The organism is Paracoccus indicus (assembly GCF_003056335.1).
Lineage (GTDB): Bacteria > Pseudomonadota > Alphaproteobacteria > Rhodobacterales > Rhodobacteraceae > Paracoccus > Paracoccus indicus.
The window spans coordinates 306,154-322,000 of sequence record NZ_PYWA01000001.1 but is presented as its reverse complement, the minus strand read 5'-3'; the positions used below and the strand labels follow the sequence as shown (position 1 = coordinate 322,000).

General features: G+C 68.0%; 19 protein-coding genes. 11 read left to right on the top strand and 8 right to left on the bottom strand.

All coding sequences use genetic code 11. From position 1 onward, the window contains the following. The first annotated feature begins 3 nt into the window (after positions 1-3). Positions 4-918, top strand: coding sequence for a myo-inosose-2 dehydratase (gene iolE / locus DDE75_RS01680; RefSeq protein WP_108500639.1), 915 nt, complete (start codon positions 4-6; stop codon positions 916-918). Positions 919-986: 68 nt separating this feature from the next. Next, positions 987-1,793, top strand: a complete 807-nt coding sequence (iolB, locus tag DDE75_RS01675) for a 5-deoxy-glucuronate isomerase (protein WP_108500638.1) — start codon at positions 987-989, stop codon at positions 1,791-1,793. Here the strand turns inward: iolB and nagA are convergent. Together nagA and DDE75_RS01665 are read right to left on the bottom strand one after the other, a co-directional pair. Beyond that, positions 1,790-2,896 carry an N-acetylglucosamine-6-phosphate deacetylase gene (gene nagA, locus DDE75_RS01670; RefSeq protein ID WP_108500637.1) on the bottom strand — a complete coding sequence of 369 codons (1,107 nt, stop codon included), beginning with the start codon at positions 2,894-2,896 and terminating at the stop codon, positions 1,790-1,792. The genes iolB and nagA overlap by 4 nt on opposite strands. Next, entirely contained in the window at positions 2,893-3,732 is an 840-nt protein-coding gene (locus tag DDE75_RS01665; protein WP_108500636.1) for a glucosamine kinase nucleotide-binding domain-containing protein, read from the bottom strand. The genes nagA and DDE75_RS01665 overlap by 4 nt, the downstream gene beginning before the upstream one ends. 119 nt (positions 3,733-3,851) lie before the next feature. Between DDE75_RS01665 and DDE75_RS01660 the strand changes: the two genes are divergently transcribed. Continuing rightward, on the top strand, positions 3,852-4,463 hold the full coding sequence (locus DDE75_RS01660) for an ImuA family protein (RefSeq protein ID WP_108500635.1): 612 nt from the start codon (positions 3,852-3,854) through the stop codon (positions 4,461-4,463). Here the strand turns inward: DDE75_RS01660 and DDE75_RS01655 are convergent. Then, positions 4,418-4,705 (bottom strand): DUF2218 domain-containing protein, encoded by a 288-nt coding sequence (locus DDE75_RS01655; RefSeq protein WP_162798870.1) that lies wholly within the window; start codon positions 4,703-4,705, stop codon positions 4,418-4,420. The genes DDE75_RS01660 and DDE75_RS01655 overlap by 46 nt on opposite strands. Positions 4,706-4,913: 208 nt before the next feature. Here DDE75_RS01655 and DDE75_RS01650 point away from each other — a divergent pair, with 208 nt between their 5' ends. From DDE75_RS01650 to DDE75_RS01635, 4 genes are read left to right on the top strand one after another with little or no spacing between them, the layout of a single operon-like run. Beyond that, positions 4,914-5,819 carry a siderophore ABC transporter substrate-binding protein gene (locus tag DDE75_RS01650; protein WP_108500887.1) on the top strand — a complete coding sequence of 302 codons (906 nt, stop codon included), beginning with the start codon at positions 4,914-4,916 and terminating at the stop codon, positions 5,817-5,819. Next, positions 5,819-6,772 (top strand): ABC transporter permease, encoded by a 954-nt coding sequence (locus tag DDE75_RS01645; protein ID WP_211659277.1) that lies wholly within the window; start codon positions 5,819-5,821, stop codon positions 6,770-6,772. The genes DDE75_RS01650 and DDE75_RS01645 overlap by 1 nt, the downstream gene beginning before the upstream one ends. Further along, entirely contained in the window at positions 6,765-7,721 is a 957-nt protein-coding gene (locus DDE75_RS01640; RefSeq protein ID WP_108500632.1) for an iron chelate uptake ABC transporter family permease subunit, read from the top strand. Before DDE75_RS01645 ends, DDE75_RS01640 begins: the two co-directional genes overlap by 8 nt. Then, positions 7,718-8,476, top strand: a complete 759-nt coding sequence (locus DDE75_RS01635; RefSeq protein ID WP_108500631.1) for an iron ABC transporter ATP-binding protein — start codon at positions 7,718-7,720, stop codon at positions 8,474-8,476. The genes DDE75_RS01640 and DDE75_RS01635 overlap by 4 nt, the downstream gene beginning before the upstream one ends. Positions 8,477-8,485: 9 nt before the next feature. Here the strand turns inward: DDE75_RS01635 and DDE75_RS01630 are convergent, their stop codons facing one another. Genes DDE75_RS01630 through DDE75_RS01615 form a run of 4 tightly spaced genes read right to left on the bottom strand, consistent with a single transcriptional unit; the run spans position 8,486 to position 10,859 of the window. Beyond that, on the bottom strand, positions 8,486-9,397 hold the full coding sequence (locus DDE75_RS01630; protein WP_108500630.1) for an energy transducer TonB family protein: 912 nt from the start codon (positions 9,395-9,397) through the stop codon (positions 8,486-8,488). Then, the gene (locus DDE75_RS01625) at positions 9,394-9,780 is read right to left on the bottom strand and encodes a biopolymer transporter ExbD (RefSeq protein WP_108500629.1); all 387 of its coding nucleotides are present in this window, start codon (positions 9,778-9,780) and stop codon (positions 9,394-9,396) included. The genes DDE75_RS01630 and DDE75_RS01625 overlap by 4 nt, the downstream gene beginning before the upstream one ends. A gap of 3 nt (positions 9,781-9,783) precedes the next feature. Continuing rightward, positions 9,784-10,179: an ExbD/TolR family protein gene (locus DDE75_RS01620; RefSeq protein ID WP_108500628.1), complete on the bottom strand. Its 396-nt coding sequence runs from the start codon at positions 10,177-10,179 to the stop codon at positions 9,784-9,786. Next, on the bottom strand, positions 10,176-10,859 hold the full coding sequence (locus DDE75_RS01615) for a MotA/TolQ/ExbB proton channel family protein (protein WP_108500627.1): 684 nt from the start codon (positions 10,857-10,859) through the stop codon (positions 10,176-10,178). Before DDE75_RS01615 ends, DDE75_RS01620 begins: the two co-directional genes overlap by 4 nt. A gap of 157 nt (positions 10,860-11,016) precedes the next feature. Between DDE75_RS01615 and mobA the strand changes: the two genes are divergently transcribed. Continuing rightward, complete coding sequence (gene mobA / locus DDE75_RS01610) at positions 11,017-11,622, top strand: molybdenum cofactor guanylyltransferase MobA (protein ID WP_108500626.1); 606 nt, start codon at positions 11,017-11,019, stop codon at positions 11,620-11,622. Beyond that, on the top strand, positions 11,609-12,469 hold the full coding sequence (locus tag DDE75_RS01605; protein WP_108500625.1) for a hypothetical protein: 861 nt from the start codon (positions 11,609-11,611) through the stop codon (positions 12,467-12,469). Before mobA ends, DDE75_RS01605 begins: the two co-directional genes overlap by 14 nt. 6 nt (positions 12,470-12,475) lie before the next feature. Here the strand turns inward: DDE75_RS01605 and DDE75_RS01600 are convergent, their stop codons facing one another. Further along, positions 12,476-13,498 carry a LacI family DNA-binding transcriptional regulator gene (locus DDE75_RS01600; protein WP_108500886.1) on the bottom strand — a complete coding sequence of 341 codons (1,023 nt, stop codon included), beginning with the start codon at positions 13,496-13,498 and terminating at the stop codon, positions 12,476-12,478. Positions 13,499-13,710: 212 nt separating this feature from the next. Between DDE75_RS01600 and DDE75_RS01595 the strand changes: the two genes are divergently transcribed. Together DDE75_RS01595 and DDE75_RS01590 are read left to right on the top strand one after the other, a co-directional pair. Further along, positions 13,711-15,033 (top strand): NAD(P)/FAD-dependent oxidoreductase, encoded by a 1,323-nt coding sequence (locus DDE75_RS01595; protein ID WP_245894578.1) that lies wholly within the window; start codon positions 13,711-13,713, stop codon positions 15,031-15,033. Continuing rightward, positions 15,030-15,827: a DUF1365 domain-containing protein gene (locus DDE75_RS01590; RefSeq protein WP_108500623.1), complete on the top strand. Its 798-nt coding sequence runs from the start codon at positions 15,030-15,032 to the stop codon at positions 15,825-15,827. The genes DDE75_RS01595 and DDE75_RS01590 overlap by 4 nt, the downstream gene beginning before the upstream one ends. The last annotated feature ends 20 nt before the right edge of the window (positions 15,828-15,847 follow it).

Here is a 15,847-nt window from a genome sequence, read left to right as displayed (position 1 = left end):
ACCATGATCCTTTACGGCACCAACCCCATCGCCTGGTCGAACGACGACGACCACAGCATCGGCGCCCATCTGTCGCTGGACGACTGCCTGTCCGATTGCCGCAAGATCGGCTTCGACGGCATCGAAAAGGGCCACAAGATGCCCAACGAAGGCAGCGCGTTGAAGGCCACGCTTGGCGAATACGGGCTGCGCTTCGTGGGCGGCTGGCATTCGACAAACATCCTGGCCGCCGGCGCGACACTGGAAACCGAGATGGCGGCGCTGGACGTGCATATCGCCATGACCAAGGACGCGGGCAGCGATGTGGTGATCCTGTGCGAATGCTCGAATGCGGTGCATGGCAACGATCAGGTCGCCGTAAACGACCGCCCCATCCTGTCGGATGAGGAATGGGACCGGTTGATGGAGGGGCTGAACGCGCTGGCCAGCCATGCAGCGGCGCAAGGCGTGCGCGCCTGCTATCACCACCACATGGGCACCTGCGTGGAAAGCGCGGATGACGTCGACCGCTTCATGGCCGCCGCCGGACCCGACCTGAAGCTGCTGCTGGACACCGGCCACCTGACCTTCGCAGGCGCGGACCCCGTCGCGGTGGCGCAGAAATACATGGACCGCGTCGGCCATATCCATTGCAAGAACGTCCGCCCCGACATCATGGCGCAGGTCCGCGATCAGGGTCTCTCGTTCATCGAGGGCGTGCGTCGCGGGGCCTTCACCGTGCCGGGCGACGTCGAGGGCTGCGTCGATTTCACCGCCGTGCTGAAGGTCGCCGCCGAGGCGGGCTATTCCGGCTGGCTGGTGATCGAGGCCGAACAGGACAGCGCCATCCGCGACCCGCTGCACTATCAGTCGATGGGTTGCGAAGCCCTGCGCCGCATGGCGCGCGACGCGGGTCTGGACCGCGACGCGGCCGCCTGATCGACATGACGCGGCCAAGGGGGGCGACCCCTTGGCCGCACCACAGGACCAAACGCAAGGAGCAACCCATGAGCCATCTTCTTCGAAAGCCCCTTGGGCAGCATGGCAAGGTGCATCAGATCACCTCGCAGGATGCCGGATGGCGGCACGTGGGGTTCTCGCTCTATCGGTTGCGGGCGGGGGAAAGCGCCGCCGAGGCGACGGGCAGCAACGAGGTGATCCTGGTCATGGTCGAGGGCAAGGCCGCCTTCACCGCCGCAGGGCAGGATTGGGGCGTGCTGGGCGAGCGGATGGACGTCTTTGAGAAGACCCCGCCGCATTGTCTCTATCTGCCGAACGGGCAGGATTGGGCCGCGACGGCGGAAACCGATTGCGTCATCGCGGTCTGCGCCGCCCCCGGACATGGCGGGCATGACGCGCGCCGCATCGGGCCCGACGGCATCACGCTGACCCAACGCGGCAAGGGCGGCAACACCCGCCACATCAACAATATCGCCATGGAGGCCGAGGATTACTGCGACAGCCTGCTGGTGACCGAGGTCTTTACCCCCGCGGGCCATTGGTCGTCCTATCCCAGCCACCGCCACGATGAAGACGACTTTCCGCGCATCACCTATCTGGAGGAAACCTATTACCACCGCCTGAACCCCGCAAAGGGCTGGGCCGTCCAGCGGGTCTATACCGATGACGGCACCTTGGACGAGGTGATGGCCGTCAAGGATGGCGACGTCGTGCTGGTGCCCCGCGGCCACCACCCCTGCGGCGCGCCCTACGGGTTCGAGCTGTACTACCTGAACGTCATGGCCGGCCCCCGCCGCAACTGGCGCTTCGTCCCGGCCCCAGAGGTCGAGGAGATCATCGCCCGCGACGCCTAAATCTCCAAGGGGCCGCGCAGGGTCAGGTCGTGATCCAGCACGATCAGATCCGCCCTGCGTCCCGACGCGATATGGCCGAAGCGGTCATCCGCGCCGATCAGGGCGGCGGGGATGCTGGTCGCCATGGCCAGCGCCCGCGCGGGGTCAGCCCCCGCCGCCACGATGGTCTGCATCGCCCGGTCCAGCCGCAGATCGGCCCCCGCCAGCGTGCCGTCGGGCAGGGTCAGGCGGCCTTCGCGGCGCAGGATCGTCCGGCCATGCAGGTCGAAGCTGTCCATGTCGCTGCCCGCCACGGCCATGCAGTCGCTGACCAGAAACAGCCCCGATGGTCGCGCGCGCAGGGCCACCGACAGCGCCGCCGGATCGACATGGACGCCGTCCGCGATCAGTCCCGCATGCGCCTCGCCCGAAAGGACCGCCCCGACAAGGCCGGGGGCGCGATGGGCCATCTGGCTCATGGCGTTGAACAGATGGGTGGCAAGGCGCGCACCGGCGGCGAAGCCCGCGCGGGCGGTTTCCAAGCTGCAATCGCTGTGGCCCAGGCTGACCAGCACGCCTGCATGGGTCAGTTGTGCAATCTGGTCGGGCGTCACCGATTCGGGGGCCAGGGTCACCATCAGCACCGGCAGGTCGCGGGCGGCGGCGCAGAGCCGCGCCAGGTCGTCGTCCTGCATGGGCCGGATCAGTGCGGGGTCATGGGCACCGGCGCGGCGGGGGTCCAGATGCGGCCCCTCGAGGTGCAGGCCAAGCAGGCCGGGCGTGCCTGAGCGGGCCGCTTGGATGGTGGCGTCGATGACGCTGGCGGTCACCTCCGCGCGGTCGGTGATCAGCGTCGGCAGAACGCCCGCGCAGCCAAGCCCGCGATGGGCGGCGCAGATATGGGCCAGCGCATCGGCATCCGTCTCGGCCCCGACCATCAAACCGCCGCCGCCGTTTACCTGCAGGTCGATGAAACCGGGGGCCAGAATGCCGGGGAGAGGTTCGGCACCCTTTGGCGCGGCGCGGGTGACGCCGGTGATCCGGTCGCCGTCGATGGCGACGGCCATGCCCTCAAGCAAATCGGTGCCGTCGAACAGCAGATCGGGGGTCAGGATGCGGGTCATGCCGTGCCCCCCAGGTCCCGCGCCATGGCAAGCGCGCCATCGACTGCAGAGCCTTTGGCCGGTCGCACATCCCAATCCTGCGCCAGCCGCGTGGCATAGAACGGCCCCAGTCCGCCAAGACAGACCACCGGCATGCCTTGCCCCCGTTGCAACACGCGAATGGCATCGGACATCTGGGCCACGGCCTGATCCAGGATGTGCAGCGCCGCGGGGTCGTTTGATTCGACCAACCGTGGCGCAAGACCCGCGAATTCGGCGGGGGTGGCCTTGGTGCCGAAGGCGATGATGCCGTCATGGCCACCGAATTCGTCACGGATCGCCGCCAGCAGCGGGCTGTCGGGGGCAAAGCCGTCGCCCGCCCGCATGGCCTGCGCCAGCAGGGTGCGGCCAAGGACGGCGCCGCTGCCCTCATCCCCCATCAGGAAGCCACGGCCGCCGTATTGGCGCATTTCGCCCGACCGCTGCACGGCCAGAACCGATCCGGTGCCGATGGCCACCAGAATGCCGTCGGCAGTCCCCAAGGCACCCCGGGCGGCGGTCACGGCGTCGTTGACCACCAGCGTCTGCGCAAAGGGCAGGCTGTCGCGCAGCGCTGCGGCGGGACCGGCAAGACCGCCCCCCGCGACGCCCAGCACCGCGACCAGATCGGCGGGCGTGGTACCTGCCTGCACCATCGCGGCGGTGGCGGCGGCCAGAATGCTGACCGATGCCCCATGGGGGTCCGAGTTGATGTTGGCGGGGCCGCCCTGACCTTGGCCAAGCAGCCGTCCCATGTGGTCGCAGATCGCCGCCCGGCAACCCGTCCCACCGCCATCCAGTCCCAGATAAAGCACCATCACGCCTCCTGCGGGCAAGGAACGCCATGGCGTTGCGAATGAAAAGCCCCTTTCACCCGCAGCCGGGTTTTCAAATCACTCATGTTCATGCAATGTTCTTGTCTTGATCAAGGTTCACCATGCTGCCACCCGACCAGACACCCTTCCAGCTTGTGTCCGCCCGCATCCACGAGGTCGAGGGCGCGGGACGCCATGCCTTTGCCATCTTTCAGGCCGCCCGCCATGCGGGGCCGGTCTTCTGGGTGCGACCGCTGCGCGATCAGGGCAGCTTTCTGCCCGCAGCGCTGCCCAAGGGGCTGGCGGCGCGCCTCTATCAGGTTCGCGCCCGGTCCGAGGTCGATCTGCTTTGGGCTGTCGAGGAAACCCTGCGCGCGCCCCTGACCGGCTTCGTCCTGGCCGAGCCCGAGCGCCCGCTGTCCCTGACTGCCGGACGGCGGTTGCAACTGGCGGCAGAAGCCGGACGCACCACGGGGCTGATGATGATCGGGGCAGGGGCGGGGTCGAACGCCACCGAAAGCCGCTGGCATTGCAGTCCGGTGGCGGGCACGGGTGGCGACATGGCCTGCCACCGATGGGCGCTGACCAAGAACAAGCGCGGTCTGACGGGCGCATGGCAGGTGGCATGGGATCCGCGGGACGATCGCCTGCGGACCCTTGAGCCGGGGCCCGATCCGGCAGGATCCGATCAGCCTGCGGCGGACCAGGTCAGCGGCGCCGGATCGTCGCGCTGAGCGAACCGCAGCAGGTGGCTTTCCACGACCTCGCGCAGACGTTCGAGGGACTGCGCATCATCGCCTTCCAGTGACAGGTGCAGACCCTGGTCGTCGGGGGCGATATGCGCCCGGCCCATCTCGAAGTCCAGAATCACGTGATCGTCGGCCATGGTCACGGGGATCTTGTGCCCGAAATGCTTGCCCATCGTGGTCATCAGGCCCGTTGCACGTTCGGTGGCGAAATCTGCGGTCATCTGCATGGCGGGATCCTTTGACATCCGCCCCCGAAAGGGGGGCAATCGGGCGTCAGCTAGGTCGGCAAAGTGAATTTGTCAACAAATCGGCGCGATAACCTGACAAAAACCAAAGGGCATTCTTTACCTTGGTTCAAGGGCAGGCTAGGGCCTTGCCCTGCGTGCCATGACACCCTTTCGGCAACGACGGCGCGCGAAGATGAAAGGATCTGCCATGCGTCGCATCGCGCTGTCCGGCCTGATGGCCGTCGCCCTGTCCTCGGCCGCCCTTGCCCAGGATGTCACCATCCAGACCGCCCAAGGGCAGGTCGAACTGCCTGCCAAGCCGCAGACGGTCGCCGTATACGACATGGCGGCGCTGGACACGCTGCAGGCAATGGGCGTGACGCCCGCCGGCACCATCGACGACATCCTTGTCCCCGCGCTGCGCGAGGGGGCCAAGGATGCGGCCCATGTCGGCACGTTGTTCGAACCCGACCTGGAAGCGCTGGCCGGGCTGGCCCCCGATCTGGTCATCGTCGGCGGGCGGTCCTCGACCCAGCTGCAGACGGTGTCGCAGGTGGCGACCGCCATCGACATGACCATCGACACCGACCTGTTGCCCGAGGCCCGCGCCCGCATCGACGCCTATGGCACGCTGTTCGGCAAGGAAGACCGCGCCGCCCGGATGCATGCCACGCTGGACGAGAAGCTGGCCGCCCTGAAGAAGGCCGCCGAAGGGCATGACGATGCAATGATCGTGATGACGAACGGGCCCAAGATGTCGGCCTTTGGCAAGGATTCGCGGTTCGGCTGGATCTATGACGCCGCAGGGCTGGCCGAGGCCGCGCCCGATCTGGACGAAGCCACCCATGGCCAGGCCATCACCCATGAATTCATCGCCGAGACCAACCCCGACTGGCTGCTGGTCGTGGACCGCGGCGCTGCCATCGGCGAGGACGGGCAGAGCGCCAAGGCGACGCTGACCTCGGATCTGGTGGCGGGCACGACGGCCTGGTCCAAGGGGCAGGTGGTCTATCTTGATCCGGCAGCGAACTATATCGCGGCGGGCGGCTATGGATCGCTGATCGCAACGCTGGACCAGCTGACCAAGGCGCTGACCGACAGCCCCGCAAGCTGATGCGACGGATGCCCGCCCTGCTGTCGGCGCTGATCGCGCTGATGCTGGCCAGCCTGACCGTCGGAGCAGCCCATGTCGATCTGCGCGACATCTTCAGCGACGACCGCGCGATGCTGGTGCTGCTGGAATCGCGCCTGCCGCGCACCGTGGCAGTGGCCCTGACCGGGGCCGCGCTGTCGGTTGCCGGGGTGCTGATCCAGGCGCTGGTGCGCAACCGCTTTGTCGGCCCCGACACCGTCGGCACCGCCGAGGGCGCGGCCCTTGGCCTGCTGGGTGTCACCATCCTGTTCCCCGCCAGCCCGCTTTGGGTCCGCATGATCGCGGCCAGCCTTGCGGCGATGGTCACGACATGGCTGTTTCTTGGGGTCATCCGCCGTCTGCCCGCGCGCGAGGTGATGCTGATCCCCATCGCGGGGCTGGTGCTGTCGGGCGTGCTGGGGTCGGTCGTGACCTTCATCGGCTGGCAGACCGATCTGATGCAATATGTCGGCACCTGGCTGCTGAGCGGGGAATTCTCCGGCGTGATCGCCGGGCGATACGAATTGCTGTGGGTTGCGGCGGGGGCGGCGGGACTGGCCTGGTTCGCTGCTGACCGCTTCGCGATCCTGGGTCTGGGCGAACAGGTGGCCACGGGGCTGGGGCTGTCCACCGCCTCGGTCATGCGGCTTGGGTTGGCGGTGGTGTCCGTCGTGACGGCGATGGTCGTCACCACGGTGGGCATGATCCCCTTCGTCGGGCTTGTGGTGCCGAACCTGGTGTCGCGCGTCATGGGCGACAATCTGCGGGCGTCCCTGCCGGTGGTGGCGCTGTCGGGGGCGGTGCTGGTGCTGGCCTGCGATCTTGTCGGGCGGTTGGTCATCTATCCCTACGAGGTGCCCGCAGGCATGATTCTGGGCATCCTGGGCGCGGCCCTGTTCCTGTGGCTGCTGCATCGCAGGCCCGCCCATGGATAGGCGCGCAACGCTAATGCTGGCCGTTCTGGCCCTGCTGCTGGCGGGGCTGTCGGCGTTGTGGATGTTCCAAGGGTTGGGGGCTGGCAATCGCGGCTTCATCCTGTCGCTGCGCGCGACCAAGCTGGCGGCGCTGGTCACGGTGGCCGTGGCCATCGGCGTGGCGACGGTGCTGTTCCAGACGGTGGCGGCGAACCGGGTGCTGACGCCCTCGATCATGGGGTTCGACGCGCTTTACGTGCTGATGCAGACGCTGATGATCGTGCTGCTGGGCAATGCCGGTTTCGCGGGCCTGTCGGCGGGGCCGAAGTTCGGCATCGACGTGGGCGTGATGACGGCGCTGGCCGTGGTGCTGTTCGGCACGCTGCTGGCCAAGGGCGCACGCGACATCCCGCGGATGATCCTGACCGGGGTGATCCTGGGCGTGCTGTTCCGATCGGTTTCACAGTTCCTGGGCCGCGTGCTGGATCCCAATGAATTCGCCGTGGTGCAGGCGGTCAGCTTTGCCAGCTTCAACCGCGTCGATGCGGCGCTGCTGCCGGTCGCGGGGGTGCTGACGGCGGTGGCGGTCATGGCCGCCATCCGCCTGTCGCCCCAACTGGACGTGCTGGCACTGGGGCGCGAATCCGCCGTCTCGCTTGGGCTGCGGTATCGTGCGCTGGTGATGGGCACGCTGGCGCTGGTGGCGATGCTGGTCTCGGTCTCGACGGCGCTGGTGGGTCCGGTGGCGTTCTTCGGGCTGATCGTGGCGGGGCTGGCGCATGGGGCGATGCAGAACGCGCGTCACGCGGGGCTGATCCCCGCGGCGGGGCTGATCGCGGCCATCCTGCTGGTCGGCGGCCAATGGCTGTTCGAGCGTATCCTGGGCCAGGCCGCCACCCTTTCCGTCGTGGTCGAATTCGCGGGCGGGCTGTTCTTCCTCTATCTTCTGCTGAAAGGCCGTATCCGATGATCCAGATCAGCAATCTTGGCCATAAGATCGGCGGGACGCAGATCCTGCACGATATCTCGACCAGCTTTCCCAAGGGCAAGCTGACGGCGCTGATCGGGCCGAACGGGGCGGGGAAATCGACGCTGCTGCGCCTCGTGGGCCGGTTGGAGCCCTTGCAGCAGGGCGCCATCACCGTGGCGGGCCATGACGTGGCCCGCACCCCCACCGCCGATCTGGCCCGCGTCATGGCGATCCTGGGCCAGCAGACCGCCGTGGCCAGCCGCCTGCGCCTGTGCGAGCTGGTGGCCTTCGGCCGCTGGCCGCATCACCAGGGCCGTCCGCGCCCCGAGGACCGCACCAAGGTCGCCCAGGCCATCGATGCCTTCGCGCTCAGCAAGCTAAAGAACCGCTTTCTGGACGAGGTTTCAGGCGGTCAGGCGCAGCGCGCCCACATCGCCATGGCTTTCGCGCAGGACACCGAATGGTTGCTGCTGGACGAGCCGCTGAACAACCTCGACATGGCCCATGCCCGCGCGCTGATGGCGCGGCTGCGCGATCTGGTCGACCGGCAGGGCCGTAGCGTCGGGCTGGTCGTGCACGAGATCAACTATGCCGCAGCCTGGGCCGATCACGTCATCGCCATGAAGGACGGGCGCATCATGGCCGAGGGCACCCCGGACGATGTTCTGACCGAAGCCGTGCTGTCGGACCTCTATGATGCGCCGATCAGCGTCGGGCGGCACAAGGACCGCCCGCTGGTCCTGCACCACGCCTGAGGCGCGACCTCAGCGCAAGACGAATGGCTGACGGAAGGGGACCGAGGCCTCGGTCAGCCCTGCCGGTGCGGCCGGGCAGCTGCCGGTGCGCTGCAAGGCGCGCTGGATCTGCTGATCGACCCGCGCGTTCCCCGTCGATCCGGCCAGCGAGGCCCGCTGCACCTGCCCGCTGCGCGCGACGGTGACGTCGATGTTCACCTGCTGGCCGCGACCGCCGCTGATCCGCGACAACTGCCGTGCCAGGCAGCGGTTGATCTGCGCGCCCCATTGCGCCTTCAGGTTGGCCCGGGTCTGGGCACTGATGCCGCCGCCTCCGCCACCCTGGCTTGACCCCTGCGACTGCCCGCCATTGCCCTGGCGACGCGCAGGTTGGGCCTGCGCGGCACGGGCGGGGGCGGGTTCGCTGCGTTGGGGCGCGGGTTCCGCCTTGGGTTTGGCCTGCACCTGCGGTTTCGGGCGGGCAGGCTTGCGATCGGGCCGGTCCGAGGATGCCAGCGCCGTCTCGGGCTTGATCTCGGGCGGGGACATCGGTTTCAGGTCCGGCAGGTCCAGCGTCGCCGGATCGATCCGCGTTTCGGGTGGCGGCGGCAGGTTCGGGCGCACGGCCTCGGGCATGGGCGGGGCCATGTCGGGCAGGGCGGCCAGATCGGGCGCCATGTCCGCCACCGGTTCCGGCAGGTCGGGGGTTTCGGGTTCCGGCTGCACCTGTTCGGGCTGATCGGCGGTTTCGGGTTCGGTCTCCCACGCCTCGACCAGGGCCTGCGCCTCGGGGCCACCGGCCGAGAGGGTCGCGGGGGGCGCATCCATCGCCTCGCCCCGTTGCAGCTGGTCCTGCGGCAGCATCAGCGCCGCCGCCGAAACGTGCAGGGCTGCGGCGATGGTGAAGAAGCCCGCCGTTTCGAATGTGCGACGCGAGATCATGGCTGGCCCTTGTTGACGACAAGCTGCGCCCCGGCGTCCGTCGCCTGTCGCAGCTGTTTCAGATGGGCCGCCAGCATGGCCGCCGGGGCCGAGGCATCGGCGCGGATCTGCACCGGACCGTCCTCGGTCCGCGCCGCGATCAGCGGCCAGACGTCATCGCCCCGCGCCTCGTTCCAGGCCAATTCGCCGGTGGCCGAGACATAAAGCACATCCTGTGCCTGCGCGCGGATGTCCGAAGTGCTGTCCGGCGGCGTCACCGGAAAGGGCGTCGAGGGCGAGATCTGCGCCGTCAGCAGGAAGAAGATCAGCAGCAGGAAGACGACGTTGATCATGGGGATGATCGATTCGCCGCGCGGCCTGCGCTTGGGCATGTCGATATGCATGGGCTATTCCACCAGGATCATGTTGGTGATGCCATCCGTCCGCAGCAGGTCCATGACGGCCACGACCCGTTGCAGGTCGGTCCCCTCGCGCGGGCGCAGGATGACGGCATCGCCGGGTTCGGGCAGCAGTTCGGCGACGGCTGCGGCAAGATCGGACGGGGCGGTGGTCGTGCCGTTCAGCATGACCGCATCGGGGGTCACATCGACCAGGCGCGGCGCGCCCTGCCATTCGGTGGCCCCGCCCTCGGCCCCGCCCGCGATGGGCAGCGCGACATCCATGCCGAAGCGCGAGGCCAGCATGAAGAAGATCAGCAGCAGGAAGACGACATCGATCATCGGCGTCAGGGACATCCGACGCGGGTGCCGCCTTGGGCCCAGATCGAAACCGCCCTCGCTCATTCCGCGGCCTGCAGCAGTTGGGCGCGGGTGGGGGCGGCGTCGCGTTTGACGAAGACGCGGGTGGCCAGGTCTTCAAGGTCGGATTGCAGGCGGTCGCTGATGCTTTCGAACCAGGACAGCGCCACGCCCGCCGGAATGGCGACCGCCATGCCCGCCGCCGTCGTCAGCAGCGCGACCCAGATGCCGCCCGCCAGATCCGAGGGATCGGCCTGGTTCCCCGAGGTCTGCAGCACCTGAAACGCCGAAATCATGCCCAGCACCGTCCCCAGCAGGCCCAGCAGCGGCGCGATGGTGGCGATCAGCTCCAGCGCACGCAGCCCTTCGCGCGAACGATAGAGGGTCTGGCGGGCCACGCGGGCGGTTTCCTCGCGCGCGGCCTGATCGTCGAAGGCCGGGTCAAGCGAGGTGCCGATGGCCGCCTGCGCCACGCGCGCCCGCGCCGAGGGACGGCCCCGCACCTGATCCAGCGCGGCGCGGCGCTCGCCCTGCGCCCAAAGCTCCAGCGCGCGGCGGGAATGGCTGCCGCCCCAGACCCCCAAGCGCCAGAGCGACAGCACCTTCCACAGCACCACCGCCAGCAGGATCACCGAGAGCGCCGCGATCAGCCACATCGTCCAGCCGCCGTCACGGATCATCGCGAAAAGGGGAATGGCGGCCAATGTCGTCCCGAGATCGGTCATGGGTCGGTTCCTGATGCTTGGGCGGTGCACGACCGCAGGGATGGAAGGGGCCGATGGGCCGCGTTTCGAAAGCCGATACCGTAATCCTAGTAAAGATGTCAAGAATAGGCGCGGGAAGCCGCTTGCCTTGCCCCCCGTCCCGCGCCAAGGATGGCGCATGAACACGCCAATCGTCATTCTTGCCGGCGGTCGGGCCACCCGGATGGGCGGTCGGGACAAGCCGTTGCTGCAGCTGCGCGGCCAGACACTGCTGTCGATCATCCTTGACCGGTTGCAGGGGCAGAATGGTCCGCTGGCGCTGAACGCGAATGGTGATCCGGCCCGCTTCGCGCGATACGGCCTGCCCGTCCTGGCCGACAGTCTGCCCGAATACCCTGGACCGCTGGCGGGGATTCTGGTGGCGATGGAATGGGCGGCCTCACAGGGGGCGGCGCAGGTGGTGACGGTGGCGGGGGACACGCCGCTGTTTCCGCGCGATCTGGTGGCGAAGCTGGCGCAGGCCGCCGGCCCCGAGGGGCTGGCGCTGGCGGCGACGCGGGATGACGGGGTGCTGCGCGACCATCCGACCTTCGGGCTGTGGCCGGTGGGACTGCGCGACGATCTGCGTGCGACGCTGGCGCAGGGACAGGGCCGCGTGCGCAGCTTTGCCGCGCGTCACGGGGCGGTACAGGCGGTCTGGGATGCCATGCCGCACGACCCCTTCGCCAATATCAACACACCCGACGACCTGACCCGGACCGAGGCGCAGCTTGCCGCGCTTTGACCGCATCTTGATCGTCGACTGGTCGGCGGCGGGGGTGCCCTGTCGGGGTGCGAACTCGATCTGGATCGGCAGCGATGGCGCCGAGGCGGTGAATCCCGAAACCCGCAAACGTGCATGGAAGCTGTTGGTTTGCCAGCTGTCCAAGTCCCGCAAGGCGGGGCACCGCGTGTTGATCGGAGTGGATTTCGCCTTTGGACATCCCTCGGGCGTGGCGGCGATGGTGACGGGGCAACCTGCCGCCATGGCGCTGTGGGATCATCTGGCGGCCTTGCATCAGGATGACGACCGCAACGCCAGCAACTATCGCGACCTTGCCGCGCAGATGAACCGTCAGATCGGCAGGCCGGTCTTCTGGGGCAACGGGCGCAAGCAGCAGATCGCGGATCTGCCGCGCCTGAAGCCGCCCGCCCATCCCAAGCTGCCAGAACATCGCGCGACCGAAACCGCCATCACCGGGGCGCGTCCCAAGTCGCCCTTCCAGTTGGCGGGGGCAGGCAGCGTCGGTGCCCAAAGCCTGACGGGCATTCCCTGGCTGGCCCGGCTGCGCGACAGGCAGGATGCCCGCGTCTGGCCCTTTCAGGACTGGCAGGATGCGCCCGTGGTCTTGGCCGAGGTCTATCCTTCGATCATCGGGGATCAGCTTGGCGCGGAGACTGGCTTCGGCTGCCTGGATGAGGCGCAGGTGACGGTGCTGGCGCGGGCGCTGCGCGTGTTGGACGAAAAGGACGCGCTGCTGCCGCTGTTCAAACCCGATCCCCGCATTGCCGATCTGATGGCCGAGGGCCAGATCCTCGGCACGGGCCATGAAGCCTCCCTGCGCGAAGCTGCGGCGCAGGTTCTGACCTGATCCCCGTCAGCGCGGCGGCGCGGTGGATCGCCCGACGACCAGTTCGGCCTCCAGCACGTCCTGCACATGTGGGGCATTCCTGTTTCCGACCCGCTCGATCAGGCGGGCGGCGCAGCGTTGCCCCGCCAGACGCACGGGCGACCGCATGGCGGTGAAGAAGGGCACCGTGTCGCGGTTGCTATAATAGGACAGGTCGTCGTCGAAAGTCACGACCGACAGGTCGCGGCCCAGAATGATGCCGCGTTCCTCGACCGCCTGGCGGATGCCGGTGGCGATGGTCGTGGCAGCGCAGAGGATTGCCGTCGGCGGTTCGGGCAGATCCAGCAGCCGAAGCGCCTGCGCATAGCCGTAAGCCGCCGTCATCTCGGCCGAGACCATCAGGTCGGGGTCAGGTGCCAGCCCCGCTTCGCGCAGCGCCTTCACATAACCTTCGCGCCGGCGGTGGGCGAAATCCAGACGTTCGTCCCCGTTCAGCAGGGCGATGCGCCGGTGACCCAGTTGCAGCAGGAAACCCGCCGCGCGTTCGAAGGCGCGCTGGTTGTTCACATCCACCCAAGAATAGGGCGCGGCGTGACCGCTGACCCGCCCGTGCACCACATAGGGCAGGCCGATGCTGTCCAGCAGCGCCAGCCGCGTGTCGTCATGGCGGGGGAACTGGACGATGACGCCGCTGATCAGCCCCTTGGACTTCAACCCGCGATAGGCCTGCGCCTGATCGTCGTCGGGCACCATCGACAAATTGATGTCGAAGCGGCGGGCGGCGCATTCCTCGCCCACGCCGGCCAGGAAATCGGCATAGATCGGGTTCACGATCTCGTTCCGGCCGGTGACGGGGATGACGCAGCCGATGATGCTGGCGTGGCCCGTGGCCAGGAAACGTGCATGGGCATTGGGGCTGTAGCCGTGCAGGCGGGCGGCCTCGACCAGGCGGGCGCGGGTGCGTTCGTTGACCTCGGGGTGGCCGTTCAGGGCGCGGCTGACGGTGGTCTGCGACATGCCGACCAGCTTGGCGAATTCCTTAAGCGTCATGTTCGTCCGCATCTTGCCGCGGCGCGTTGTCGCGCCGGGTCGGGTATCGGTTTCCATCAATGCAGGTTTCATTCCACCATGGCAACAGTTTCGGGCTTTCAATGGGTTCGCGCAATCGCGGTTGACTTTCCGCCCCCCACCGACCGAAGTCGCAAGGTGCAACCTTTTCCCGGCCCTGTCCGTGTCTTGGCACCAAGAGCAGGAGACAGACCGTGACCGACCCTTCCCAGTTCCGCCCCGCCCCCCGCATGTCCAGCCCGGGCCCCCGCGCCCGCATCGCCGTCATCGGGGGCGGCATTTCGGGGCTGGGGGCCGCCTGGTTGCTGGACCCGCATCACGACGTCACCCTGTTCGAGGCCGAAACCCGCCCCGGCGGTCATGCCCGCACCGTCGAGGCCCTTAGCACCCCCGTCGATACCGGCTTCATCGTCTGCAACCGTCGCACCTATCCGCTGTTCATCCCGATGCTGGAGCATCTGGGCGTGGCCTTGGAAAAATCCGACATGACGTTCTCGGCCAGCTTCGGGGGCGGGCGTTACGAATACGGGACCGCCACCACGGCGGCGCTGTTCGCGCAGAAGGTGCGCGCGCTTGACCCCCGCCACCTGATGATGCTGCGCGACATCCTGCGGTTCTTCCGCCAGGCGCATGACTATCACGACAGCGGCCTGTCGCTTGGCCAGATGCTGGACCGGCTGCGCCTTGGCCGCGACTTCCGCGAGATGTTCCTGCAGCCGATTTCCGGTGCCATCTGGTCCACGCCCTCGGGCGACATGCTGGATTTCCCCGCGGCCAGCTTCGTGCGGTTCTTCGACAACCATGGCCTCTTGTCGGTCAGCGGGCAGCCGGACTGGCTGACGGTGACGGGCGGCTCGCGCGCCTATGTGCGGGCGATCATCGAGGGTTTGCGCGGCAAGGTCCACCTGGGGGCGCCGGTCTTCAAGGTGATCCGTCACGCGCAGGGTGTCACCGTCGTCACCCCCCACGGGCCGCAGGAATTCGACCGCGTCGTCATGGCCGCCCATGCGCCCCAGAACCTTGCGATGCTGGATCATCCCGACGCGCAGGAGCGGTCCATCCTTGGCGCCTTCCGCACCCAGCCCAACCGCATGGTGCTGCATTCGGACGAACGCCTGATGCCGCGTCGCCGTGCGGCCTGGGCATCGTGGAACTATATCACGCAGGCACGCCGTCCGGTGCCGGATCAGCCCATCAGCCTGTCATACTGGATGAACCGCCTGCAGAACCTTGACACGCCCAAACCCCTGATCGTGACGCTGAATCCGGAATTCGAACCGCGCGACATCCACGACCAAGCCATGCTGGCGCATCCGCAGTTCGACGATGCCGCCATGGCCGCGCAGTTGCGGCTGCCCTCGATCCAGGGGCGGGGCGGGGTCTATCACGCGGGCGCCTGGACGCGCTATGGTTTCCATGAAGACGGCCTGCTGTCGGCGCTGCGCGTCGCACAGGCCATGGGCATCGAATGGCCCCTTGGGCTGGACCCATGGGCCGAGGAGGCGCAGGCTGCATGACCGACTTGTGGGAAGGCGCGCTGATCGACACCCGCATCTGGCATGGCCGGCGGGGCGACGTGGCGCGGGATTTCCACTATCGCGCAACCTATCTGGCGGTGCCGGTGACCGGCTTCGACGCGGGCGATCTGCCTGTCGCGGTGGATAGCGCGGCGGTTTGGCAGCTGCGTCGTCGTGACTTCGGCGCGCGGGACGGATCGTCGCTGCAGAGTTTCATCATGGGGCTGCTGGAACCTGCAGGTCTGTCCGATGCGCGCCATGTCACGCTGGTCACCACGCCGCGGACGTCGGGATACGGTTTCAACCCGGTCAGCTTCTGGCTGTGCCGCGACGATGCGGGCGATCTGCGCGCCGTTCTGGCCGAGGTTTCGAACACCTTCGGCGAACGCCATCTGTATCTGTGCCACCGCCCCGATCTGGGTCCGATCACGCGCAGCGACCGGTTGACGGGGGAAAAGCTGTTCCATGTCTCGCCCTTCCTGCCGCGGTCGGGGCGCTATGTGTTCCGCTTTGACGCAGGGCCTGACCGCTTCGGGGCCTGGGTCGACTGGATCGGTGCGGATGGGGCGGTCAAGCTGGGCACATCCATGGTGGGACCGGCGCGGGCGATGACGCCGCGTGCCATCCGTTCCGCCGCCCTGCGACGCCCCTTTCAGGCGCAGCGGATCATGGCCCTGATCCACTGGCAGGCCGCGCAACTTTTCGGACGCGGAGTCCGTTACTTGAAAAAGCCCGTGCAGAAGGCCGTCAGGGCCTCGGATGCGGCCACGTTGGATCGTGGCAAGGGATCATAAGACAGGGAAAGACCAATCAC